This is a genomic window from Pseudoalteromonas sp. JSTW (genome assembly GCF_013423925.1).
In the GTDB taxonomy this organism is placed as follows: domain Bacteria; phylum Pseudomonadota; class Gammaproteobacteria; order Enterobacterales; family Alteromonadaceae; genus Pseudoalteromonas; species Pseudoalteromonas lipolytica.
Window position 1 is genome coordinate 681,622 of sequence record NZ_CP058972.1, and the last position, 23,626, is coordinate 705,247.

General features: G+C 42.7%; 24 protein-coding genes. 18 read left to right on the forward strand and 6 right to left on the reverse strand.

What is annotated here, in order from left to right; translation table 11 throughout:
• The first annotated feature begins 46 nt into the window (after positions 1-46).
• From GZH31_RS03250 to GZH31_RS03260, 3 genes are all read left to right on the forward strand, one after another.
• Complete coding sequence (locus tag GZH31_RS03250) at positions 47-358, forward strand: pyrimidine/purine nucleoside phosphorylase (protein WP_036970827.1); 312 nt, start codon at positions 47-49, stop codon at positions 356-358.
• Between the two features lie 182 nt (positions 359-540).
• Positions 541-897: a ribosome hibernation-promoting factor, HPF/YfiA family gene (hpf, locus tag GZH31_RS03255; protein ID WP_036970825.1), complete on the forward strand. Its 357-nt coding sequence runs from the start codon at positions 541-543 to the stop codon at positions 895-897.
• Positions 898-1,155: 258 nt separating this feature from the next.
• Positions 1,156-2,328 (forward strand): NRAMP family divalent metal transporter, encoded by a 1,173-nt coding sequence (locus GZH31_RS03260; protein ID WP_143474494.1) that lies wholly within the window; start codon positions 1,156-1,158, stop codon positions 2,326-2,328.
• Between the two features lie 105 nt (positions 2,329-2,433).
• Here GZH31_RS03260 and GZH31_RS03265 read toward each other — a convergent pair whose 3' ends face one another.
• The 3 genes from GZH31_RS03265 to GZH31_RS03275 are packed head-to-tail and all read right to left on the reverse strand — an operon-like array spanning position 2,434 to position 4,763.
• Complete coding sequence (locus tag GZH31_RS03265) at positions 2,434-3,621, reverse strand: VWA domain-containing protein (RefSeq protein ID WP_036970823.1); 1,188 nt, start codon at positions 3,619-3,621, stop codon at positions 2,434-2,436.
• Position 3,622: 1 nt separating this feature from the next.
• Entirely contained in the window at positions 3,623-4,471 is an 849-nt protein-coding gene (locus GZH31_RS03270; RefSeq protein ID WP_075594100.1) for a MoxR family ATPase, read from the reverse strand.
• A gap of 52 nt (positions 4,472-4,523) precedes the next feature.
• A complete protein-coding gene (locus GZH31_RS03275) occupies positions 4,524-4,763 on the reverse strand; it encodes a DUF1653 domain-containing protein (RefSeq protein ID WP_065978071.1) in 240 nt (79 codons plus the stop codon).
• 61 nt (positions 4,764-4,824) lie between these two features.
• Here GZH31_RS03275 and GZH31_RS03280 point away from each other — a divergent pair, with 61 nt between their 5' ends.
• Genes GZH31_RS03280 through rpoS form a run of 11 tightly spaced genes read left to right on the forward strand, consistent with a single transcriptional unit; the run spans position 4,825 to position 12,397 of the window.
• The gene (locus GZH31_RS03280) at positions 4,825-5,307 is read left to right on the forward strand and encodes a DUF2947 domain-containing protein (protein ID WP_036970820.1); all 483 of its coding nucleotides are present in this window, start codon (positions 4,825-4,827) and stop codon (positions 5,305-5,307) included.
• Positions 5,308-5,366: 59 nt separating this feature from the next.
• Complete coding sequence (locus GZH31_RS03285; protein ID WP_065978034.1) at positions 5,367-5,999, forward strand: hypothetical protein; 633 nt, start codon at positions 5,367-5,369, stop codon at positions 5,997-5,999.
• 22 nt (positions 6,000-6,021) lie between these two features.
• Positions 6,022-6,312 carry a cell division protein FtsB gene (gene ftsB, locus GZH31_RS03290; RefSeq protein ID WP_036970819.1) on the forward strand — a complete coding sequence of 97 codons (291 nt, stop codon included), beginning with the start codon at positions 6,022-6,024 and terminating at the stop codon, positions 6,310-6,312.
• Positions 6,302-7,003: a 2-C-methyl-D-erythritol 4-phosphate cytidylyltransferase gene (gene ispD, locus GZH31_RS03295; RefSeq protein WP_065978035.1), complete on the forward strand. Its 702-nt coding sequence runs from the start codon at positions 6,302-6,304 to the stop codon at positions 7,001-7,003. The genes ftsB and ispD overlap by 11 nt, the downstream gene beginning before the upstream one ends.
• Positions 7,000-7,482: a 2-C-methyl-D-erythritol 2,4-cyclodiphosphate synthase gene (gene ispF, locus GZH31_RS03300; protein ID WP_036970817.1), complete on the forward strand. Its 483-nt coding sequence runs from the start codon at positions 7,000-7,002 to the stop codon at positions 7,480-7,482. Before ispD ends, ispF begins: the two co-directional genes overlap by 4 nt.
• Positions 7,479-8,507: a tRNA pseudouridine(13) synthase TruD gene (truD, locus tag GZH31_RS03305; protein WP_118844019.1), complete on the forward strand. Its 1,029-nt coding sequence runs from the start codon at positions 7,479-7,481 to the stop codon at positions 8,505-8,507. The genes ispF and truD overlap by 4 nt, the downstream gene beginning before the upstream one ends.
• The gene (surE, locus tag GZH31_RS03310) at positions 8,508-9,272 is read left to right on the forward strand and encodes a 5'/3'-nucleotidase SurE (RefSeq protein WP_118844020.1); all 765 of its coding nucleotides are present in this window, start codon (positions 8,508-8,510) and stop codon (positions 9,270-9,272) included.
• The gene (locus GZH31_RS03315) at positions 9,262-9,900 is read left to right on the forward strand and encodes a protein-L-isoaspartate(D-aspartate) O-methyltransferase (protein ID WP_036970812.1); all 639 of its coding nucleotides are present in this window, start codon (positions 9,262-9,264) and stop codon (positions 9,898-9,900) included. The genes surE and GZH31_RS03315 overlap by 11 nt, the downstream gene beginning before the upstream one ends.
• A gap of 11 nt (positions 9,901-9,911) precedes the next feature.
• Positions 9,912-10,490: a YqaA family protein gene (locus GZH31_RS03320; protein WP_065978037.1), complete on the forward strand. Its 579-nt coding sequence runs from the start codon at positions 9,912-9,914 to the stop codon at positions 10,488-10,490.
• Between the two features lie 41 nt (positions 10,491-10,531).
• Positions 10,532-11,356 (forward strand): peptidoglycan DD-metalloendopeptidase family protein, encoded by an 825-nt coding sequence (locus GZH31_RS03325; RefSeq protein WP_036970808.1) that lies wholly within the window; start codon positions 10,532-10,534, stop codon positions 11,354-11,356.
• Between the two features lie 57 nt (positions 11,357-11,413).
• Positions 11,414-12,397 (forward strand): RNA polymerase sigma factor RpoS, encoded by a 984-nt coding sequence (gene rpoS / locus GZH31_RS03330; protein ID WP_036970803.1) that lies wholly within the window; start codon positions 11,414-11,416, stop codon positions 12,395-12,397.
• Between the two features lie 95 nt (positions 12,398-12,492).
• Here the strand turns inward: rpoS and mutS are convergent, their stop codons facing one another.
• On the reverse strand, positions 12,493-15,063 hold the full coding sequence (mutS, locus tag GZH31_RS03335; RefSeq protein WP_180311368.1) for a DNA mismatch repair protein MutS: 2,571 nt from the start codon (positions 15,061-15,063) through the stop codon (positions 12,493-12,495).
• A gap of 21 nt (positions 15,064-15,084) precedes the next feature.
• On the opposite strand from mutS, the gene GZH31_RS03340 reads away from it, so the two are divergent.
• Positions 15,085-15,582 carry a CinA family protein gene (locus GZH31_RS03340; RefSeq protein ID WP_180311369.1) on the forward strand — a complete coding sequence of 166 codons (498 nt, stop codon included), beginning with the start codon at positions 15,085-15,087 and terminating at the stop codon, positions 15,580-15,582.
• A 58-nt stretch (positions 15,583-15,640) separates the two neighbouring features.
• Positions 15,641-16,687, forward strand: coding sequence for a recombinase RecA (recA, locus tag GZH31_RS03345; RefSeq protein ID WP_036970796.1), 1,047 nt, complete (start codon positions 15,641-15,643; stop codon positions 16,685-16,687).
• A gap of 543 nt (positions 16,688-17,230) precedes the next feature.
• On the opposite strand, the gene GZH31_RS03350 is transcribed toward recA, so the two are convergent.
• Entirely contained in the window at positions 17,231-19,354 is a 2,124-nt protein-coding gene (locus tag GZH31_RS03350; protein WP_180311370.1) for a TonB-dependent siderophore receptor, read from the reverse strand.
• A 138-nt stretch (positions 19,355-19,492) separates the two neighbouring features.
• The gene (locus GZH31_RS03355; RefSeq protein ID WP_036970793.1) at positions 19,493-20,662 is read right to left on the reverse strand and encodes a DcaP family trimeric outer membrane transporter; all 1,170 of its coding nucleotides are present in this window, start codon (positions 20,660-20,662) and stop codon (positions 19,493-19,495) included.
• A gap of 271 nt (positions 20,663-20,933) precedes the next feature.
• Here GZH31_RS03355 and acs point away from each other — a divergent pair, with 271 nt between their 5' ends.
• Positions 20,934-22,874, forward strand: coding sequence for an acetate--CoA ligase (gene acs, locus GZH31_RS03360; RefSeq protein ID WP_180311371.1), 1,941 nt, complete (start codon positions 20,934-20,936; stop codon positions 22,872-22,874).
• A 96-nt stretch (positions 22,875-22,970) separates the two neighbouring features.
• Positions 22,971-23,621 (forward strand): response regulator transcription factor, encoded by a 651-nt coding sequence (locus GZH31_RS03365; RefSeq protein ID WP_036970789.1) that lies wholly within the window; start codon positions 22,971-22,973, stop codon positions 23,619-23,621.
• Positions 23,622-23,626 lie beyond the last annotated feature (5 nt).

Sequence of the window (23,626 nt, forward strand, 5' to 3'; positions counted from 1 at the left end):
GGGCAGGCTGAAATAAAGAAGATTATAAAACATAACAGGAGTGAGTATGACTCAGTTTGACAGTGTAAGTGTTGTAAAAAAAGCGAATGTCTATTTTGATGGTAAAGTTTCGAGCCGTGTTGTGCTTTTTGCCGATGGCAGTACTAAAACATTAGGTTTTATGCAACCAGGAGAATTTGAGTTTGGCACAAATCAAAAAGAGCACATGGAGTTACTTGCGGGAGAGTGGCAAGTGTTACTGCCAGGCGAAACTGAGTGGCAAGCCATGAAGGCTGGAGATTCGTTTAATGTAGACGCCAATGTTACCTTTCGCGTAAAGGTAACTGACTTTGCTGATTATTGTTGCTCGTACACTTAATGAGCAGTTGATAACTTTTCTATAAAGCCCGTGTAATACGGGCTTTTGCATATTTTATCCGCAGAGCATGATCTAAATCATGTGTGGTTACAATCAATTACTAATTATCTTTGATTTTCGCTTGTGTTAATTCAAATCGCCCCCAATACTAACTATGAGGTAACAAGAAAAAAGGATACCCTATGAAGATTAATATTTCTGGTCATCATGTTGACGTTACTGAGGCTGTTAGAGCTCATATCAACGAGAAATTCTCAAAAATTGCTAGCCATTTTCCATCGTTAATATCTCTCGATATTATTCTTTCAAAAGAACATCACAAGTATCAAGCTGAGATCAGCACTATTTATGAAGGTGCACGTTTATCAGTTAAAGGAGAAGATGAAGTGATGTACCCAGCACTTGCAAATGCAGCTAAAAAACTCGATGCATCGCTAAAACATCGTAAAGGGCAAATGAAAGCTAAACTACATGAAAAACCGGTGAGCACAACGCCGGAAATCGCCCATGAGATTATTCAAGAAATGAATTTAAGCTAATAAATTAGACGCTAAGTGTTAGCCACAAAAATTTAGCGCAAAACCTCGAACAAGAGAAAGCCAAACATAAATATGTTTGGCTTTTTTGGTTTTATAAACTGACAACTTAATCCTAGAACTCAGAAGCGAGGAGTGTCTTCCAATCTCATCTAAAACGCTGTAAGTTGCTTGTAACTAAGAATAAAACACATAAAGCATATGCAATCAGCAGTATCACATTGGCAATCTAAACTTAATGCACTTGGCCCTGGCATATTAATGGCCACAGCGGCGATTGGTGGCTCACATTTGGTGGCGTCGACGCAGGCTGGCTCGTTATTTGGCTGGCAACTATTTTGGCTAATTATTGTTGTGAATGTACTTAAGTACCCATTCTTTCGATTTGGTATGGAATACACCCTTGCAACTAAACAAAGTTTAGTTGAGGGCTACAAGCAAAAAGGGCCGGGTTACTTTTACAGTTTTATTGCGTTAAATATTGTGGCTGCAGTAGTGAATACCGCAGGGGTACTACTTTTAACAGCCAGCCTATTACATTACGCACTGCCGATCACCATTTCGGTGACCTTGTTGTGTTGGATTATTTTGGCTGTTTGTTTACTTATTTTGTTGTTGGGGCATTTTAAGGCGCTCGATAACGTGTCTAAAATCATTATGGGGCTGCTTACTGTTACAACTGTGGCTGCTTTGGTGGTGGCAATTAATAATGGTCTTATGGCTCCAGTTGACTACGTGGGCCCGTCGCCGTATGAGCTTGCAATGCTTGGCTTTATGGTGGCGCTAATGGGCTGGATGCCAGCTCCTATTGAAATCTCAGCGATTAGTTCACTTTGGCTAAAAGAAAAGCAGCAGCAACAAGTTATTACTAAGCAGCAAGGTTTATTTGATTTTAATTTAGGCTACTGGCTTACAGCAGCCCTAGCTTTGGTGTTTTTCTCGCTAGGTGTATTAGTGCAATACGGACAGGTACAAGCCGTGCAATTAGGTGGGGTGGCGTTTGCTAAACAGCTTATTGATATGTACGCCCTTACAATGGGAGAGTGGGCAAGGCCATTGGTGTCGGGTATCGCTTTTTTATGTATGTTTGGCACCACGCTTACCGTGCTTGACGGCTACGCCAGAACCTTAAATGAATCGCACAAATTACTGCCTGTAAAACAGTCTAAACACAGTTTAAATATGTGGCTTTTACTGCAAGCATTTTCTGGTATGGCAATCATTTTATTCTTTAAATCGGCACTTGGCCCCATGCTTACGTTTGCCATGACTCTCGCCTTTGTTACCACCCCAGTATTTGCATGGCTTAACTTTAGTTTAGTGCGCTCAGAGCCAAGTATTGTGCATTCCCCCTTAATTCGGACTCTAAGCTGGCTAGGTTTGGTTTATTTAGTGGGCTTTGCGTTGGTGTTTTTGGTTTGGAAGTTTACCTAATTTGCCTGAACGAAGTGAAATCCAGCATCATTGTGTGTCAGCAGTGGGTTGATCCCAAGTCAATTTTTAGTATTGCGCGATATAAAATCGCGCCTACAATCTAGGCTAACTCAATTCCCTAATCGCATTACTTATGCCATCTAAGGTGAGTGGATACATACGGTTGTTCATTAACTGTTTTATAAAATCAATCGATTGATAGTAACGCCAGTGCTCAACCGGTTGTGGGTTGAGCCAAGCGACTTTATCAAAGTGATTTGTTATGCGGTTTAGCCAGGCGCTGCCGGGTTCCTCATTCCAATGTTCTACACTGCCACCAGGGTAGGCTATTTCGTAAGGACCCATGGTGGCATCGCCAACAAAAATGACCTTGTAGTCACTGGTGAACTTGTTAATCAAGGTCATGGTATCAATCACGTTTGAATGGCGGCGCTCGTTGTCTTGCCAAACATGTTCGTATAAACAATTATGAAAATAGTAAAACTCGAGGTGCTTAAATTCGCTGTGTGCAGCACTAAATAACTCCTCACAGGTATGAATGTAATCATCCATTGAGCCGCCAATATCAAACAACATCAGCACTTTTACAGCATTGTGGCGCTCGGGTGCCATTTTTACATCGAGCATGCCACCTTGCTTTGCAGTAGCACGAATGGTTTCGGTTAAATCGAGAGTGTCGCTAGCCCCGGTGCGGGCAAATTTACGCAGTTTTTTAAGCGCGAGCTTAATGGTGCGAGAGCCAATTTCGCGGTCACTGTCGAGGTTGCGGTATGTCCGTTTATCCCATACTTTTACAGCACGGCGGTTACGATTACCGTCTTGACCAATACGCACGCCTTCTGGGTTAAAGCCATACGCGCCAAACGGCGAGGTGCCGCCAGTGCCAACCCATTTGTTGCCGCCAGCATGGCGTTTTTGCTGTTCTTCAAGGCGCTGTTTCAGGGCTTCCATAAGTTTATCGAGGCCACCCATCGCTTTTAACTGTGCTTTTTCTTCGTCTGTTAAGTGTTTTTCAAACTCTTTGCGCAACCAGTCGTTAGGCAGGTTATGCTGTTGTTTTAAGCTTTCGAGTAAATCAAGGTCAGCAACCCCGCTAAAGTAATCGGCAAAGGCTTTATCAAACCGGTCAAAGTGAGTTTCGTCTTTGACCATGATGGTACGCGCTAAGTAATAAAACGCGTCTACGTCGGCAAAAATGACCCCTTGCTTGAGCGCGTTGATCAAATCAAGTAACTCACGCAGACTCACGGGTAAGCGGTATTCACGTAACTTAAAGAAAAACGCAATTAACATCTTAACGACGACTCATAAAAGCAAGTTTTTCGATGAGGCTAATGTCTTGCTCGTTCTTTAATAGCGCACCAAACATTGGCATTAGGCCGCCTTTTTGGCTTTTATCATGCAGTGTTTTGGCATCGATATCTTCAGCCATCAATAATTTTAACCAATCGAGTAACTCGCTGGTTGAGGGCTTTTTCTTTATGCCATTTACATCGCGCAGGTTAAAGAATACTTCAAGTGCTTCGCGTACCAAGTCTTGCTTAACATGCGGGTGATGTACATCGATAATTTGCGCCATTTCGTCGCTCGATGGAAAGTCGATGTAGTGGAAAAAACAACGACGTAAAAAGGCATCAGGCAGCTCTTTTTCGTTGTTTGAGGTAATAATAACAATAGGGCGGTGCTTGGCAATAACGCGCTCACCGGTTTCATAAACATGAAACTCCATTTTATCGAGTTCTAACAATAAGTCGTTTGGAAACTCGATATCGGCTTTGTCGATTTCGTCAATCAGCAACACGGGGCGTTTATTATGTTGCTCTCCATAGGTGAAGGCTTGCCATAATTTACCTTTTACAATGTAGTTACCAATGTCGTGAACGCGCTCATCACCTAACTGGCTGTCGCGCAACCGTGACACTGCATCATATTCGTATAGGCCTTGCTGTGCTTTGGTGGTCGATTTTATATGCCATTGAATAAGCGTGGTGTCTAAGCTTTTTGCAAGCTCCTCGGCTAACATGGTTTTACCTGTGCCGGGCTCCCCTTTTATAAGCAGAGGTTTTTCGAGCAAGATGGCTGCGTTAACCGCTTGTTTTAATGAGTTACTGGCAATGTAGTTGTCGGTTGAATTAAAAAGCACGATGTCACCTTATCTGGTCTGAGCAGTGATTAATAATGCTATGATGCCATAGTTATTCTGCGTCTGAAAGGTATGCAAAGCGTGGGACTGTTTTGCCGTTTACCTCAACGGTTTCTAAAAACATGCTGAGTGGGCGTGCCCACATACCAAACTCACCATACAGTGCTTGGTAAATAACGAGTGGCTCTTCGGTTTCACTGTGAGTGGCGACATACTCTACTTTGTATTTTGGGCCTTTGTAATGCTGGTATATGCCTGATTTGAGAGGATGAGGTTTTATTGCTGTAGTCATGTTTTGATCTCTTGTATAATTACGTTTTGCACTTTTTAATGCTAAATAAACTGTCAACACTATGAATTATATTTCGTTAGATGAATACAAAAAAGCATGGGTTTTTCGCCATAAAGACATGCCAATTAACGCAGCAGATGCGCAGCAAATTAAACCAATGACCAGCGAACGTGCCGCTGTACTTTGGTCTACCATGGTGAGCCGCGAGCATGATCACCCAGATTTTTTCGATAAAACAGATTGGTGTGGCAAAGAAGACAGCTTTACCGAAACCATTAATTGGGAAAATGCGTGGGAAGCTGGCGAAGAACAACTCCCCGAGGCAATCTTGGCGCACCTTGATTGGGAAGCCAACACCACCGTGTATTTTTGTATGGCGCGCGACAATATTATTGAAACTAGCTTTGCAGTGTTTAAACGTTGCTGGCAAAACTTTATGTTTTTAGCCGATGGCAGTTTGTTAATGGGCAAAAAACGCGATGCAGTTGTGCAGTTTTTAGAAACGGGTAATGCTAAACTGGGTAAAAAAGGCGCAGTAAAGTAGCGCTCAATTAACGCTCTATGCTATAAAACAGTCAAGCAATTGTTTTATAAGAGCGGGCATTGTCTATTTCTAATCCACAGAGCGAACCGTCGCCACAAGCCGAAATTTGGCAAACTGATGCCGAACGGGCTTTGTATGCACAGTTATGTAATGCGTTTTATGCTCGAGAAATCCCGCGTTTGGTCGATGAACCTGATGCGGCAAGGCTTAGACGCTTATTGGCAAGTTTGCCTTATTACATAGAGCGACTAGCAATACGGATAGTCAGTGGTGATGCGCCTTTACAGCTTGATTCACAAAATGGCAGCTGGCTCGAAAAACAAAAAACTACGCCGCCTGTATATAGCAAAAGTGCATCAGAAGACTTTTATAGTCAATATGCTAAGCGTGGGTTAATTGTCCCCGTGCTAATTAATGACGGGCAATGTACCACCGTGCGCATAGACAGCTTAGATCAAGTAAGCGACAATAAGGTACATTGTAATGAGCTTGGTTGGTTTACGTTATCCGGTGAGTCATTAGAACACGCGCCAGCGCAGTTATTAAAACCGTCAAAAGCAGTGATGGCAGCAGCCTGTTGTGGCCATCAATGGCAACTTAATAAACGGATTACACCTAAGCGTTTGTCATTAAGAGAAATGCTACTAGCAAGCAATATAAATTGGCGTAATTTAAAACGCCCTTTGACTTAATTTAACCGCGAAGGAGTGTTCAATGCGGGTGTTTCAATTCGCCTTGTTATGTTTGGCTTTATTTATCCAGTATCGTTTATGGTTTGGCCATAATGGTGTGCAGGATTACACTCGTCTAAAACAAGCGGTCGCCTCTCATCAAGATACAAATGCTAAATTATTAAAACGTAACAAAGTGCTCAAAGCCGATATTAAAGATTTAAAACTCGGCCAAGAAGGCATAGAAGAACGTGCGCGTAATGAATTAGGAATGATTAAACCTGGTGAAACGTTTATTCGTGTATTGCCAGGCCAACAACAAAATGAAAACTAAACAGAAAATCACTGCAATAGTTCCCGCAGCCGGTGTTGGCAGCCGAATGCAACATTCTGCGCCAAAACAGTATATCGAACTGGCGGGTAAAACCATTTTAGAGCATACCCTTAGCAAGCTTGCTGAATTAGATTTTATTCACACGATAAAAGTAGCAATAAGTGACGACGATGGTTACTTTGACGTGATACCTCAAATCGATAGCCGCATAGAACGAGTGTCGGGCGGCACAGAGCGTGCCGACTCAGTCCTTAATGCTTTGCTGTCACTTGCTGATAACCCGCCAGACTGGGTACTGGTGCATGATGCAGCAAGACCGTTAGTGTGTTTAAGCGATATAACTCGTTTGGTCGATGAGTGCCTAGCAGCTAACGAGGGCGGTATTTTAGCCTCTAAAGTCAAAGATACTATTAAACGCGGCCATACTCATAGTGAGCAAACTGTGCCACGTGATGATTTATGGCAGGCGCTTACCCCTCAATTTTTCCCTTATCAGGCGCTTGTAGATGCACTTTCAAATGCCCTAGAGAACGGCGTGACTATCACCGATGAAGCTTCGGCGATTGAGTGGGCAAAGCAGCCAGTAAAATTAGTCGCTGGGCGCAGTGACAACATTAAAATAACCACCCCAGAAGATTTAGATTTAGCAGCGTTTCTACTGCAAAAACAACAAAACGAGAGAACCCCATGATTCGAATTGGCCATGGCTTTGATGTTCACAAATTTGGCGGCGAAGGCCCGTTGGTTATTTGTGGTGAAAAAATTGATTACCCACAAGGTTTTTTAGCGCATTCAGATGGCGATGTGGCTATTCATGCATTATGTGATGCTATATTAGGATCACTGGCAATGGGCGACATTGGTAAGCACTTCCCAGATACTGCGAGTGAATACGAAAACATCGACAGCCGAATATTATTGCGTCATGTGGTTAAGCTTGCAAAAGAGCAAGGCTATGAACTTGGCAATGCAGATGTAACCATTGTAGCTCAAGCACCAAAAATGCTGCCTCATATTCAAGCCATGCGTAAAAATTTAGCTGCTGATTTAGAAGCCGATATTTCGCAAGTGAATGTGAAAGCCACTACCACCGAAAAGCTGGGCTTTGAAGGTCGTAAAGAGGGCATTTCAAGCCACGCAGTGGTTATTATGAGTAAACAAAATTCATGAGTGAATTGAATTATTTATACGGAAAACCACTATCAAAAGCCGACTTTAAAACGTTTGCTGAAGACTTTATGGTTGACGAAGACCTCGGTATTGAATTCACTGGCAGCGGCGAGCATGTGTGCTTGCAGGTCGTCAAAAAAGGTGAAAACACCCAGTTTATAGCCAAGCGAATTGCCGAAAAAGCGGGCGTATCACCGCGTGATGTAAGCTATGCGGGTTTAAAAGATCGCCACGGTGTTTGTACACAATGGTTTAGTGTGCCTGTGCCGATTAAAAAGCACATTGAATTTAGTGAACTGAATAACGAGCAATTCTTTATTATCGCGCAGCAGCGCCACAACCGTAAATTAAGAACAGGCTGCCACAAGGGCAATCGATTTACGATTACCCTGCGTAATGTGACCGAGCCTTTAGATATTTTGTGTCGTATTAATGCAGTGCGTGCTGGGGTGCCAAATTACTTTGGCGAACAGCGATTTGGTCATGGAGGGCATAACCTTGAAATGGCTAAACGGATGTTTGCAGGAGAGCGTATTCGCGATAAAAAGCTGCGTGGTTTAGTGATTTCAGCGGCCCGTTCTTATGTGTTCAATGAAATAGTAAGTATGCGTGTAGCTGAGCATGGTCTTGCGAAAACCATGCACCGCGAAGTGTTTATGCTTAGCGGCAGTAATGCCTTTTTTGAAGACAATATAAGCGATGACAATATTGCACGTTTAGCCTCTGGCGATATTGTTATGTCGGCACCAATGGTGGGCAAAGGCGAAAAAGGCTTAACCGAAACCGAAAAGCAATGGTTGCTCCCTTATCAGTCTTGGATAGAGGGATTAGCTGAGCTTGGGCTTAAGAATGAGCGCAGAATGCTGCGCTTAATTCCCGAGTCTTTAACTGTTGAAACACTTGATGAGACAACTGTAAAACTGAGTTTTGGTTTACCAAAAGGCTGCTTTGCAACCGCGCTTTTGCGAGAGCTGGTGGACTATAAAGACGCCAGCCCAAGAGAACAAAAACAAAAGGATGCGTAAATGAAAATCTTATTAAGCAATGATGATGGAGTGCATGCAAAAGGGATTGCCGTTTTATATCATGCGTTAACGCAAATTGCCGATGTGACGCTGGTTGCCCCTGACCGTAACTGCAGTGGCGCCAGCAATTCATTAACCTTAATGAACCCGTTACGTGCGACCATGTTAGATAATGGCTTTATTTCTATTAATGGCACCCCCACGGATTGTGTTCACCTTGGCGTGAATGAGCTAACCGATGAGCAGCCTGACTTAGTTGTGGCTGGTATTAATCATGGGGCTAACTTAGGTGATGACACGCTCTATTCTGGTACGGTTGCAGCCGCAACCGAAGGCCGCCACTTAGGGCTGCCAGCGATCGCTGTCTCACTCTGTTCTAAAGAAGGGAATCATTTTGAAACGGCAGCAGCAGTGGCTGTCGGTATCATTAAAGAGCTTGCATCACACCCTCTACCGAAAGATCAGATCATTAACTTAAATGTGCCAGATATTCCTCTTTCAGAACTCAAAGGAGTAAAAGTAACACGCCTTGGCGCACGTCATAAAGCTGAAACCATGACCAAACAACAAGACCCGTGGGGGCGTGATATTTTTTGGTATGGCACGCTCGGCGCTGAAAGTGACGCAGGAGAAGGGACTGACTTTTACGCCATTAATAATGGGTATGCCTCAGTAACACCGTTAAGTGTTGATATGACAGCGAAGGAGAGTCTTCAAGCCGTCGATAGCTGGTTAGCGAAGATGGAGATTAATAGTGCTGACTAATTATAATCGCAGTGCGTTGGCATTGGCTGAATTATTAAAGCGGGATGGCGTAGAAGATGCCGCTGTACTTGAGGCGATTGCGACGACCCCGCGGCATGTGTTTGTTGATGATGTTTTACAGCATAAAGCGTATCAGAATACCGCTTTACCTATTGGTCAAGGGCAAACAATTTCGCAGCCTTATATCGTTGCGCGAATGACAGAGTTACTGCGACTTGCAGGAGTACGCGATAAGGTACTTGAAATTGGCACGGGATCAGGGTATCAAACCGCGATTCTTGCAAAAACGTTCACTAAAGTGTGTTCAGTTGAACGCATTAAAGCGTTGCAGTGGCAAGCAAAGCGCCGTTTACATAAGCTTGATTTATACAATGTAACGATGAAACATGGTGATGGATGGCAAGGGTGGCAATCGCAAGCACCATTTGAAGGGATTATCGTGACTGCTGCGGCAGCAACGATGCCGCAAGGGTTACTAGCACAACTTGCTGATGGCGGTGTGATGATAGCCCCCGTGGGCGAGCAAGATCAGCAATTAATGATGGTTGTCAGAAATGGCGACACATTCACAGAACATAAAGTTGCACCAGTACGATTTGTACCTTTAGTACCTGGTGATATTGAATAGGACGTTACACTTTGAAGTTGTTTACTAAGTTATATGATATGGCGCTTGTGTGGGCTAAGCATCGTCACGCAGAGCGTTATTTAGCAGGGATGAGCTTTGCTGAATCTGTTTTTTTCCCTGTTCCGCCAGATGTGATGTTAGCTCCTATGTCACTCGCTCAGCCAGATAAAGCATGGCGATTTGCCAGCTTTACTACTATTGCGTCTGTTATTGGTGGTATTTTAGGTTACTTGCTTGGCTTTTGGCTATTTGAGCCCGTCGTTGAGCCGCTAATTGCTCAAATGGGCTGGCAAGCAAAGTTTGATACTGCGCTAGGCTGGTTTGAAACATACGGCGTGTGGGTTGTATTTCTTGCTGGGTTTTCGCCTATCCCTTATAAAGTTTTTACTATTGGGGCAGGCTTAATGCAGATGGCATTTTTACCTTTCTTAATTGCGTCTGCAATTGGACGTGGGGCTCGGTTCTTTTTAGTGTCGGCTTTAATGAAGTGGGGGGGCGTGAAAATGGAGCAAAAATTACGTCAATATGTTGAAGCGCTTGGCTGGGGATTAGTTATTTTAGTTGTTGTTGCGTACTTTTTACTACGATAACCCCTAAAACTCACAGTTAGTATTATAAGGAGCATTTTACGATGAACAGACAGTTAGCAGTGTATGTTACTTTGTTTATTAGTATTTTGCTCTTTGGTTGCTCCTCCCGTAATGCTCCCGCTCCTGTTAGTAGTTTAGATAATCATACAAAACAAATTACCCGCAAAGTTAATATTTCTGGCTCAAGTTACAAGGTTAACAAAGGCGATACTTTATACTCAATCGCGTTTAGTGCTCAAAAAGACTTTCGTACTTTAGCAAAATTAAACGATATTCCAGCACCTTATACGATTTATCCTGGGCAACGCATTTTGCTCACAAAATCGGCACAAAAACAAAAAAAGACGAAAAAATATACGAATTCGAGTAAAAAGTCTACTGTTTTGATACAAAAAAATAACAAAAAATTAAAAAAAGAGCTTGATCAGCCAAAACAACGAGAGTATGTTCAAAAACAAGCCAACAAGAAAGTTAGTGCAAAAAATAGTAATCCTAATACAAAAGTCATATGGAGCTGGCCCGCTAAGGGTAAGGTCACGCGCCGTTTCTCTACAAAAGAAAATGGCTATAAAGGGTTACAAATCGCTAATAAACAGGGGGCATCTGTTTTAGCTGCTGCACAAGGAACTGTGGTATACGCGGGTAACGCATTGAGGGGCTACGGTAATTTAATCATACTGAAACATAATGATGATTACCTAAGTGCTTATGCACACAACTCAAAGTTGCTTGTAAAGGAAAAACAGGAAGTAAAGGCGGGGCAGAAAATAGCAGAAATTGGCAGTTCAGATTCGTCGGTTACGGCTTTAAGATTTGAAATTCGTTACCGAGGTCAAGCAGTCAATCCTGCTAAGTATCTACCTTAGCCAAAGGTATTGATAAAGTGATTTAGCTCAATCACATATTTGCTCGGGAGGACGCTTATGGGTCACACAGCAAAACTTGAGAAAACAACTGAAACAGTTGATGATAAATTTGATGACACGATGGTTGAAGATGATTCATCTGAGTTACTCGAAGAAGTCGACAACGATGATGAAATTTTTACAAAAGACGAAGTCGTCAAAAACCTAGACGCGACACAGTTATACCTGGGTGAAATTGGTTTTTCTCCTCTTTTAAGTGCAGAAGAAGAAGTATTTTTTGCGCGTAAAGCATTGAAAGGCTGTGAAGCCTCTCGCAAACGAATGATAGAAAGTAATTTACGTTTAGTGGTGAAAATTGCTCGCCGCTATAACAACCGAGGTCTTGCGCTGCTAGATCTTATCGAAGAAGGTAACCTTGGCCTGATTCGCGCTGTTGAAAAATTTGACCCAGAACGTGGTTTTCGTTTTTCAACTTATGCAACCTGGTGGATCCGTCAAACGATTGAACGTGCCATAATGAATCAAACACGAACAATTCGTTTACCTATTCATGTTGTAAAAGAACTGAATGTTTATCTAAGAACAGCTCGCGAACTAACACAAAAACTTGACCACGAACCAACCGCAGAAGAAATTGCAGAGTGTCTGGACAAACCCGTTGAAGACGTGACTAAAATGCTACGTTTAAACGAAAAAATCACGTCGGTTGATACGCCAATTGGAGGCGAAAACGACAAAGCCTTACTCGATATCATTGCTGACGAAAAAGGCTCTGGTCCTGAGGGCGAAGTACAAAATAATGACATCAACAAACACATTGTTGATTGGCTTGGTGAATTAAACCCAAAACAACGCGAAGTACTAGCACGTCGTTTCGGTTTACTTGGCTACGAGCCTTCAACGCTTGAAGATGTCGGTCGTGAAATTGGCTTAACGCGTGAACGTGTAAGACAAATTCAAGTGGAAGCATTACGTCGTTTAAAAGATATTTTGCAACACGAAGGCTTAAGTACAGATAGCCTGTTTGACCAATTTACTTGAGTTGACAACAATATACCTGACTCAGGTATGAGGCCTTCGGGTCTCTAGAACACACAAAAAAGCTGACATACTGTCAGCTTTTTTTATGCACGCAATTAAAGTAAATCTTTTAATTGGTATAACAGCTGGTGTGCTTGTCTTGGTGTTAAACTGTCTGGGTCGAGCTGCTGTAAAGTTAGCTCAAGTTCAGAGGGTTCATTGTCAAACGCCAGTGCTTGCTGTTGTTGCACAGGGGCTGTAACAGGCTGATGATTTTCAAGCATTTTTAGTTTTTGCTTTGCTTGCTGAATAACGGCTTTTGGTACACCGGCAAGCGCGGCAACTTGTAAACCAAAGCTTTTACTTGCTGCACCTTCAAGCACGGTATGCATAAAGGCAATAGTGTCGTTATGCTCAATCGCATCTAGGTGAACATTAACCAATCCTTGCTGCTGCTCGGCCAGTTCAGTTAGCTCAAAATAATGGGTGGCGAATAAGGTTTTTGCGGCAATTTTTGAGGCTAAATAATCGGCCGTAGCATAGGCGAGAGACAGGCCATCATAGGTCGAAGTACCGCGTCCTATTTCATCCATCAAGACCAAAGATTGCGCCGTGGCATTGTTTAAAATGGTCGCTGTCTCTGTCATTTCAACCATAAAGGTTGAACGCCCTGATGCTAAATCATCACTTGCGCCAATACGCGTAAAAATGCGGTCAATATTGCCAATTTCTGCGCTGTCAGCAGGGACATAAGACCCAATATGTGCCATGAGTACAATTAACGCAGTTTGACGCATATAGGTTGATTTACCCCCCATGTTTGGCCCTGTGATGATCAACATCTTACGGTCGTTGCTTAACTCGACAGGGTTGGCAATAAAGGGGTCTTTCATTACTTGCTCAACAACGGGATGACGCCCTTGCTTTATGCTTATATTGTCGTTATCACACAGTGTTGGTTTGGCGTAGTTGAGCGCTTGCGCACGTTCAGCTAAATTATTAAGAACGTCTAAATCAGCCAGTACTGCAGCCATCGTTTGTAGCTGCTCAATATGCGGTGCTATAAATTCAAATAGTTGTTCATAAAGTTGTTTTTCGAGAGCCAACGCCTTTGATTGGCTACCGAGTACTTTGTCTTCATGCTCTTTTAGCTCAGGAATGATATAGCGTTCGTTATTTTTTAATGTTTGACGACGAATATAATCAGCAGGAACTAAGTGTGAATTAGCACGGCTAACTTCAATGAAGAAGCCATGCACCTTATTGTAGCCAATTTTTAAGGTGCTGATGCCTGTGCGTTCACGCTCGCGCTCTTCCAGTTTTTCAAGGATATCGGTTGCGCCTTGGCTAAGCGCACGCCATTCATCTAACTCACTATTATAGCCTGGGGCAATAACTCCCCCATCACGAATAAGTACCGGTGGTGTTTCAATGACTGCGCGTTCTAGGAGATCTTGCAGCGCTGGTAATTCTTGTGACTGTGCGATGATCTGGTTAATGCGTGGATCGCTGGCATCATTAAGTAGCTCATGCAGTGGTGCCAGCGCTTGTAATGCACTACGTAAACGCGTTAAGTCACGAGGTCTGGCTGTGCACAATGCAAGGCGCGCGATAACTCGCTCAATATCACCAATTTGTTTTAATGATTCGTGCAGTTCGCCGCACAGTTGAGCATCGATGATCGCACTAATCGCATTTAGGCGTGAGTTAAGCTCATCTTTACTGCGCACAGGGGTATGAATTCGGCGTTTTAATAAACGAGACCCCATTGCTGTAGCGGTTTTATCAAGCACCTGTGCCAAGGTGTTTTCATAGCCTCCAGAGAGGTTAACCGTGAGCTCTAAGTTTTTACGGGTTGCAGCATCTAAGATCACTGCGTGTTCGTTTTGCTCAAGGGTAATGGCGCGAATATGTGGCAGAGCAATGCGTTGAGTGTCTTTTACATATTGCATTAAACAGCCCGCGGCAATCAGAGCGCAATGGGCTTTATCAACCCCAAAGCCAACTAGATCTTTGGTGCCAAATTGATCGCATAAGAGGTGTTGTGCGGTGTCTAAATCGAACTCCCATTCTGGGCGACGGCGAGCCCCTTTAATATGTTCGATTAAGTGAATATTGGCAAACGTTTCACTGTAAAGCAGTTCTGCTGGCGCAAGGCGTTGCAGTGTTGAGCTAAATGCTTCGTCAGTATTCACTTCAAGTACATTAAAACGGCCTGAGTTAATATCGAGGTAGGCAATGCCGTAAACACCGTGTTTATTTTGCCACACACTTGTGAGTAAGTTATCTTGGCGCTCTTGCAGTAAGGCTTCATCGGAAATAGTACCGGGTGTTACAATGCGCACGACTTTTCGCTCTACCGGACCTTTGCTGGTTGCTGGGTCGCCTATTTGTTCGCAAATAGCAACCGATTCACCCATTTGTACAAGGCGTGCTAGGTAATTTTCTACTGCGTGATAAGGTACGCCGGCCATTGGAATAGGATCGCCACCGGCTTTACCGCGATGAGTTTGAGAAATATCAAGAAGTTGAGCTGCACGTTTAGCATCATCAAAAAAGAGTTCGTAAAAATCACCCATACGATAAAACAATAAAATATCGCGATGCTCGGCTTTTATTTTTAGATACTGCTGCATCATCGGTGTTTGTTGTTTTATAGTGTGTGGAGCATAAAGATCAAACGACATGTATTTACCCAAAGGCTGAATATGGAATTACATCAAGAGATTAAAACACTTGCTGCGAAATTAGGAGCTATTTTAACGGATAAACGCTTATGGATCACTACCGCTGAATCGTGCACGGGTGGGGGCGTGAGTTATGCGCTAACAGATACACCAGGAAGTTCTCATTATATTGACCGTGCTTTTGTTACATACAGCAACCAAGCAAAGCATGAATTAATTGGTGTGAGTAACGAGACTTTACAGAACTTTGGCGCTGTCAGTGAGCAAACTGTTTTAGAAATGGCGTCAGGTGTTGCGAAGGCTGCAAAGGCTGATATTGCGATTGCTATTTCGGGTATTGCGGGTCCCGGTGGGGCAACCCGGGATAAACCGGTTGGTTTGGTGTGGTTTTGCGTGCATTTTGCAGGAAAAAATTACCCAAGCAAACATGTTTTTACCGGTGATAGAGCCAGTGTTAGAGCTCAAGCTATTGTTTATTCAATAGAAAAAGTTATCGAGATAATAAAATCAGAAAATTAGCTTGATACTGTGATTTCATACAGTATACTGTCTGCATTAGCCGGATTTGGAGAACAGAATGAACGATAACAAACAAAAAGCGTTGGACGCTGCTTTATCACAAATTGAACGTCAATTTGGTAAAGGTTCAATTATGAAATTGGGCGACAACAAAGCCCTTGATATTGAAGCTATCTCAACAGGTTCACTGGGGATTGATATCGCATTAGGTATAGGTGGTTTACCAGCAGGACGTATCGTTGAAGTATACGGCCCTGAATCATCAGGTAAAACAACGCTAACGCTACAAGTTATCGCTGAAGCTCAGAAGCAAGGCAAAACGTGTGCATTCGTTGATGCTGAGCATGCTCTCGATCCTGTATACGCACAAAAGCTAGGTGTAAACATTGATGAGTTACTTGTTTCTCAGCCTGATACTGGTGAGCAAGCATTAGAAATCTGTGACATGCTTGTTCGTTCAAGTGCGGTTGACGTGGTTATTGTTGACTCGGTTGCTGCATTAACACCAAAGGCTGAAATTGAAGGCGACATGGGTGACTCACACATGGGTCTTCAAGCTCGTTTAATGTCGCAAGCCCTTCGTAAATTAACGGGTAATATTAAGCGCTCGAACACCTTGTGTATTTTCATCAACCAAATCCGTATGAAAATAGGTGTCATGTTTGGTAACCCAGAAACAACAACGGGTGGTAACGCACTTAAATTCTACGCATCGGTACGTATTGATATTCGTCGTATTGGTTCGGTGAAAGAGGGTGATGAAGTTGTGGGTAACGAAACCCGCGTTAAAATTGTTAAAAACAAAGTTGCACCCCCGTTTAAACAAGCTGAGTTCATCATTATGTATGGTGAAGGTATCTCTAAACACGGTGAATTAATTGACTTAGGTGTTAAACATAAGATTGTTGAAAAGTCAGGTGCTTGGTATAGCTACAACGGTAATAAAGTAGGCCAAGGTAAAGCAAATTCAATTAAGTTCTTAAAAGACAACCCAGAGATCGCAGATGAGATTGAAGGTAAGTTACGTGAAATGCTATTACTTCAAGCAACTATTAAGCCTGAAGACGGTGTAGATGTTGGCCTGATAGCTGAAGACGAGCTATAAAACACCTTTACAGTGTATTGTTAAGCGTGATTTGACCCGCCCTTAACACAAAAAGACCGCTACTTAGTTAGCGGTTTTTTTATGGGTGAATAATAGTCGCACTGAGCCGTTTTTATAGGTGAAAAGTTGCGCTGGGTGTTGCGGCGATTTTACAGGGGCGGGCCTATACCAGTTCACTTAATTAATACCATTTTGCAAAAATACTTAATCATTTTGAGTGATTAAACCAGTCGCTACCTACGTTAAAAATTTCTGATTTAGAATAACTAAATAACTAAATAACTAAATAACTAAATAACTAAATAACTAAATAACTAAATTTTTGCCTTGTTATCAACGCGGTTTTATTGCCTCAAAATAGACCACTTAATTAAGCGTAATGCTATAAGTGACAATTTAAGGGATTAAGGTAAGGGGATAAAAGGGATTCAATCTGTCAACGCGGGATAAACCAGCTGCAACGAGTCGATACATAAAAGCCGCACAGTGTGCGGCTTTTAAATTCTTAACGTTTAGAGCTTATCGTTTCAAACTTGGCACTCATTAAAGCTGCCAGTTGAATGAAACAGCATAGCTACGTGGCGCACCATAGTAACCTTGTGCCCAGAATAGGCTATGAAGGTACTTTTCGTTGGTGACGTTATTAATATTTAAGTTAACACTAACATTGTCGTTAATATCGTAAGTGGCCATTAAGCTTAATAAACCATAGGCATCTTGCTGAGTGGTTATTTGCGGTGCATTAGTATCAGCATCGCGAACCTGTACGCGCTGCGTATCGTCTTGCCATTGGTAATTTAGGCCAAAGGTTAAGCCATCAACTTCAGGCACTTTGTGAGTTAGCGCAAGTTTAAATTGATTTTCTGGCGTGTAGTCTTTTACCAGCTCATCACCATCGATGTTTAAGTTGCTATAGCTAAAACTTGCACTCAATGTTTCATTGATTTGACCGCTAAGTTCTAGTTCAAAACCATCGCTATTAATGCCGTCTGCGCCATAGTAGCGTGTATCATCCGGTAAGGATCCTGGTACTGCTACAGCGAGACCCACTTGCTCTGCATCAAAGTAGGCAACAGTGACAAACAGGTTGTCATCAAGTAATTGTGCTTTTAAACCCACTTCACTACTTTTACCAGTAATAGGGTTGAGATAGTCACCATTTATGTCACGCTCAGTTTGCGGCACAAATGTTTCTGTGTAGCTTGCATAAGTTGAAAAGCGCCCGTTGATATCATAAACAACACCGTAGTAGGGCACGGTTTGATCGCTGTCTTTATCTTTCGCTTTCCCGTATGACTCACCTTCAGTTTCCCAATTTACTTGGCTGACACCTGCTAAGAAGCTAAGTGAATCGGTGGCTCTAATGCGTGTTGAAATATAAGCTGAACGTTGACGGCTAGTCAGATCTGCTCCTGTTAAACCATCAGTGAGTGTTGGAATTGGCGCAACTCCGTCCCAACCACCCAGTTCAGGCATTTTAGGGAAACCATTGCCTGTGGTGCGGTCATAAAGAGATTTATCATTATAATCCATATCTGCTTGGTTAACACCAAATGATAGGTCATGCTCCATACCAAATAAATTAAATTTACCCGTTGCATAGATATCTAAAATATCGTGCTTATCTTTATGATCGTATTCACTTGCGTAACCTGTTAAGCCTAAACCTGTTTCTCTATCAGGCGTGCCATAAACATAGAAAAGCTCAGAGTCTTGCTCATTTTCTAAGTGTGCATAGCTGGCTTTTAAAAACCAAGTATTAGTGATTGCTTGCTCAATGGATAAAAATAACTGCTCGGTGGTGTTGTTCCAGTATGACCAATCGGATGCAGTGCTAGTTGATACATCGAAGTTAGTCGCAGTACCATCGCTATAATAAAGTGGTAACGCACCCCAAAGAGGGCTGTCTGCGTCTTTATTTTGTTTAACATAGTTAGCTGTTACGACTGTGCTGTTAGTAAGTTGGCCTTCATATGCTAAGTAATAAATTGTTTTATCTTGCTCGTAGCGATCAAGATAAGAGTCTGTTTTATGCTTTGTAAATACGGCACGCACAGCGTGGTTATCGTTGATCGCCGTTGATGCGTCAAGTTCAAGACGTTTATTATCCCATGAGCCATATGACACTGATGCATTGACCTGTGTTTGATATGTTGGGCGTTTTAATACCATGTTGACCGTTGCCGATGGATTACCAGCACCAGTCATTAAGCCATTAGCACCACGAACAATTTCGACACTATCGTATATAGAGGTATCAAGTGTGCCTTGAATAGAGCCATTATCTTGGGGTAAACCCATGCCATTAACTTGAAAGTTGGTAATTTCAAAGCCGCGAGCTTTAAAGTAGGTGCGATCGGTTTCAATTTGCTCAACAGTCACACCCGGCGTGCTTTCAAGTACTGAGTTTAAATCATCAAGTGAAAAGTCATTCATCAACGCACGAGAAACAACAGAGATAGACTGAGGTGTTTCTTTTATGGTTAAGCCCAATTTGGTCGCTGATTGAGCTTGTTCGGTAATATAGTTTTTGTGATGTTGACCGTAGACAGCAATTTTTTCGATCGCAGGTTCTTCTTTTGGTTGTTCTGCTAAAGCGTAGCCACTAAGAAGAGCTGAAGTCACTATGCTTAATTGTGACAAGCGCAAAAATTTAGTTGATGACATGCAAATTTCCAAATAGTTCAATGATGATTCAAATTAATGCGTAATTTAATCTAAATGAAAATGATTTGCAATTTGCTTTTGGGGGCTTTAATAAAAAAAGCGGCCGGAGCCGCTCAGGAAGTAAAACTATTTTTATACTTAAAAAACGTATTTTGCAGAAAATTGAAGGCGGTCCATATCACCATCAGCGCCACTTTCTAATTCTCGTTCAGCATGTTTCAGTTCAACACCAAATGTGAGTTTCTTTACTGGCGAGTATAAAATATTCGCGCTGTAGCTTTGACTTGTTTTAGTAGGATCACCCGAAATAGCTAACAGATCTGTGTTGTTATCTGCTGAGAAAAATGAATAAAGGAAAGTTGAACGCCACTGACTATTCCAGTGTTGTTGATAACCAATGAAGCCTGAAGTTGAGTCGATGGCATCTAGTTCATCACCATTAAGTACAGCACCATGTGCTACGTTTAAACCAACATATCGACCTAAGCCTGAACCTTGTGTCAGCATGAATTTGAGGTTGTTTTGACCAAAATTAACTTTACCCGATGCACTAATACCAAAGGATGTTTCGTCTGCATCGACGCCATTCTTTTTATAGGTTAGTTGACGCGCTAAACCTGTAAAGACTAATTCACCCCAGTCTGCTTTATGAGCATAACGCGCGGTAAAATCAGGTAAAGATGCATCATCCGTTGCAACGCGTGCGCCACCTTGGGTCGTAATTGTACTTTCTGGGTTTTCAACAGAGAACGACCAGTTGCCCGTTGAGTAACGAATTTGTGATTGGCGGGCAAAAACGGTCCCTTCTGCAGGGCCTACGAAGTCTAGCGTTTCTGGCAGTGCGCCTACGTTTTGAAAGTTTGACCACGCTTGACCAAATAACCAGCCATCATACGTGATAAAAGCTTGGCGAATACGCGGAGCATAGGAGTTGGTAACACGTTCATTACCACCCGGTGCGGAGGCTAAAAAGTCAATTTCGATTTTAGTGTTAACAGTTTTACCATTGTCTAACTTTGTTGCAGTGCCAAAATTAAAACGCGATTGGCGGGCATGCATATCAAAGACTGCATCGCTGTCAACGTCAGGTCCCACGGGAGTTGTACTCGGTACATAAAAATCACGACCAATGCTGGTACCATCTGGAACACCTGATGAATAGTCACTCCACATCGCATCTAGCTTTACATAACCGCCATAAGTGATATCGGTATTACCTAAAGTGGCAGCACTTGCAGTGCCTGTTAGTGCGCATAACACGGCCGATGCCGTGAGGGTCTTTAAAGCGGTTATTTTTGTTGTTGTCATAATGTCTATTCCTGTTGAAGCTATTTGTGTGTTGTTGTATCACTGTTGTTTAAGAAATGACTTCTCTCAATTATCTATTGGTCTATTAGACTAAGGTGTTACATAGCGATAAATCGCTTACATCAACATATTGGAGTAGATTATAGGTGGCTATTACGAAGTTTTTAGCTATTTGGCGAGATATACAACTAAGGTCTAATACTTTAAGGGGCGTTGCTGAGTGATCCTTGAAGCAGGCCGAAGGCAAGTAATTAAAATGGAGACGACAACAATGTCACAAAGTATCTATCCAGTTCCCGCGCATATCAAGAATGCCGCATTAGTTGATAACGATAAATATAATACACTGTACAAGCAATCTATCGATGACCCTGAAGGATTTTGGCGAGAGCATGGTAAGCGTCTTGATTGGTCAACTCCTTATACTAAAGTTAAAAACACATCATTTGACAAAGGCCATATCAATATTCGTTGGTTTGAAGATGGCCAACTTAATGCCTCATATAACTGTATCGACCGTCATCTCGCTGCTAAAGCAAACAAAACAGCCCTTATCTGGGAAGGAGACAACCCAGAGCAAAGCGAAAATATTACCTACCAACAATTGCACGATGAAGTTGCAAAATTAGCAAATGGTCTTAAAAAGCTGGGTGTTGCAAAAGGTGACCGCGTAGCGATTTATATGCCAATGACTCCGCAGGCTGTTTATGCCATGCAAGCGTGTGCTCGTATTGGCGCGATTCACTCTGTTGTGTTTGGTGGTTTTTCTCCATCAGCAATCGCTGACCGTATTAATGACTCAGGTGCAAAAGTCGTGATCACATCTGATGAAGGTCGTCGCGCTGGTAACTGCGTGCCATTAAAAGCAAATGTTGATGAAGCGGTATCACAAGATTCAGTAACCACAGTTGAGCATGTGATTGTTCACCAGTTAACTGGCGGTGAAGTAGAGTGGAACAGTCACGACGTATGGTGGCATGATTTAGTGGCAGATTTACCGGCAGATTGTGAACCAGAGCCAATGAATGCTGAAGATCCACTTTTCATTCTTTATACATCGGGCTCTACTGGTCAGCCTAAGGGTGTTGTTCACACCACGGGTGGCTACCTTGTTTACGCATCAATGACCCATGAATATGTATTTGATTTAAAAGAAGACGATATTTTCTGGTGTAGTGCAGATGTTGGTTGGATCACGGGTCACAGTTATATTGCGTATGGCCCATTAGTTAACGGCTGTACACAAGTGGTATTTGAAGGTGTACCCACTTACCCAACTGCAGGTCGTATGGGTGAAGTAATCGACAAACACAATGTCACTATTCTTTACACTGCACCAACCGCTATTCGCGCGTTGATGGCAAAAGGTGATGAGCCAACAGCGACATCAAAACGCACAAGTCTGCGTATTATGGGCTCTGTGGGTGAACCTATTAACCCAGAAGCATGGGCATGGTACTACGAGCATATCGGTAATGAGAATTGCCCAATTGTTGATACTTGGTGGCAAACAGAAACGGGTGGCATCATGATCACACCATTGCCGGGTGCAACAGACATGAAGCCTGGTTCTGCAACTCGTCCATTCTTTGGTATTGCACCTGCGCTTTATGATGCAGAAGGCAATACACTTGAAGGTGCGGTTGACGGTAACTTGGTTATTTTAGATAGCTGGCCTTCACAAGCACGTACCGTGTATGGTGACCATGAGCGTTTTGAACAAACTTACTTCTCTGCTTACCCTGGTGTTTATTTCACGGGGGATGGTTGTCGCCGTGATGAAGATGGTTATTATTGGATCACTGGGCGTGTTGATGACGTACTGAATGTATCGGGACACCGCTTAGGTACGGCTGAGATTGAAAGTGCCTTAGTTGCTCATGAAGCCGTTGCTGAGGCTGCCGTGGTGGGTTACCCGCACGACATCAAAGGCCAAGGTATTTACGTGTATATCACGCCAAATGAAGGCGTCACAGTGAGCGATGAATTAACCGCAGAAGTGCGTAACTGGGTTCGTAAAGAGCTAAGTCCTATTGCATCACCAGATATGATTCAATGGTCGCCAGGTTTACCAAAAACACGTTCAGGTAAGATTATGCGTCGAATTTTACGTAAAATTGCCGCTAATGAGCACCAACAGTTGGGTGATACTTCAACACTGGCCGATCCGAGTGTGGTTGATGAGCTAATCGAGAATAGATTAAATCGTTAAAAACGCGTTAAAAACTTGATTAGAAGTTGATTCTAAACGTAGTATATCGGCTGTCACTTAGAAATAGGTGTCAGCCGAATTTATTAGGAGTGAACCATGAGTCAGTTTTTAATAGCGGATGATCATCCGTTATTTCGTGAAGCGCTGAAAGGGGCATTGAGTACTAAGTTTACGGATTTGGAAGTATTTGAATCGGAAAACTTCGATACCACATTGCAAGTGCTAAGCGAACAAGAAGATCTTGATATCTTACTACTAGACCTTCACATGCCAGGAAATGGCGATTTATACGGCCTTATTCGTATTCGCGAAGATTACCCAAGCTTACCGATTGCAGTTGTGTCGGGGAGTGAAGACATTAATATTGTGTCGAAAGTAATGGGATACGGTGCGATGGGATTTATTCCTAAATCATCATCATCGGATGATATCGCAATGGCGATTAATCATATTCTAGAAGGCGATGTGTGGTTACCAGCAGAGCTTAAAGATAAAGTAGCAGCCGTTGATGGCGAAGACAAAGAAATTGCAGCTCAGGTGGCATCACTAACCCCACAACAATATAAAGTGCTGCAGTACCTGCATGAAGGTTTGTTAAATAAGCAAATCGCTTATGAGTTACATATCTCTGAAGCGACAGTAAAAGCACATATTACGGCCATTTTCAGAAAACTTGGCGTATACAACCGTACTCAAGCCGTGCTTATTGCCTCAAAACTTCAACTTGATCCTATTGAATCGAACTAGTCATT

Bases quoted from the DNA above. Each gene is read 5' to 3' on its own strand.
- GZH31_RS03250 (WP_036970827.1), top strand. From the start codon at position 47: ATGACTCAGTTTGACAGTGTAAGTGTTGTAAAAAAAGCGAATGTCTAT.
- hpf (WP_036970825.1), top strand. From the start codon at position 541: ATGAAGATTAATATTTCTGGTCATCATGTTGACGTTACTGAGGCTGTT.
- GZH31_RS03260 (WP_143474494.1), top strand. From the start codon at position 1,156: ATGGCCACAGCGGCGATTGGTGGCTCACATTTGGTGGCGTCGACGCAG.
- GZH31_RS03265 (WP_036970823.1), bottom strand. From the start codon at position 3,621: ATGTTAATTGCGTTTTTCTTTAAGTTACGTGAATACCGCTTACCCGTG.
- GZH31_RS03275 (WP_065978071.1), bottom strand. From the start codon at position 4,763: ATGACTACAGCAATAAAACCTCATCCTCTCAAATCAGGCATATACCAG.
- GZH31_RS03280 (WP_036970820.1), top strand. From the start codon at position 4,825: ATGAATTATATTTCGTTAGATGAATACAAAAAAGCATGGGTTTTTCGC.
- ftsB (WP_036970819.1), top strand. From the start codon at position 6,022: ATGCGGGTGTTTCAATTCGCCTTGTTATGTTTGGCTTTATTTATCCAG.
- ispD (WP_065978035.1), top strand. From the start codon at position 6,302: ATGAAAACTAAACAGAAAATCACTGCAATAGTTCCCGCAGCCGGTGTT.
- ispF (WP_036970817.1), top strand. From the start codon at position 7,000: ATGATTCGAATTGGCCATGGCTTTGATGTTCACAAATTTGGCGGCGAA.
- truD (WP_118844019.1), top strand. From the start codon at position 7,479: ATGAGTGAATTGAATTATTTATACGGAAAACCACTATCAAAAGCCGAC.
- surE (WP_118844020.1), top strand. From the start codon at position 8,508: ATGAAAATCTTATTAAGCAATGATGATGGAGTGCATGCAAAAGGGATT.
- GZH31_RS03325 (WP_036970808.1), top strand. From the start codon at position 10,532: ATGAACAGACAGTTAGCAGTGTATGTTACTTTGTTTATTAGTATTTTG.
- rpoS (WP_036970803.1), top strand. From the start codon at position 11,414: ATGGGTCACACAGCAAAACTTGAGAAAACAACTGAAACAGTTGATGAT.
- mutS (WP_180311368.1), bottom strand. From the start codon at position 15,063: ATGTCGTTTGATCTTTATGCTCCACACACTATAAAACAACAAACACCG.
- GZH31_RS03340 (WP_180311369.1), top strand. From the start codon at position 15,085: ATGGAATTACATCAAGAGATTAAAACACTTGCTGCGAAATTAGGAGCT.
- recA (WP_036970796.1), top strand. From the start codon at position 15,641: ATGAACGATAACAAACAAAAAGCGTTGGACGCTGCTTTATCACAAATT.
- GZH31_RS03350 (WP_180311370.1), bottom strand. From the start codon at position 19,354: ATGTCATCAACTAAATTTTTGCGCTTGTCACAATTAAGCATAGTGACT.
- GZH31_RS03355 (WP_036970793.1), bottom strand. From the start codon at position 20,662: ATGACAACAACAAAAATAACCGCTTTAAAGACCCTCACGGCATCGGCC.
- acs (WP_180311371.1), top strand. From the start codon at position 20,934: ATGTCACAAAGTATCTATCCAGTTCCCGCGCATATCAAGAATGCCGCA.
- GZH31_RS03365 (WP_036970789.1), top strand. From the start codon at position 22,971: ATGAGTCAGTTTTTAATAGCGGATGATCATCCGTTATTTCGTGAAGCG.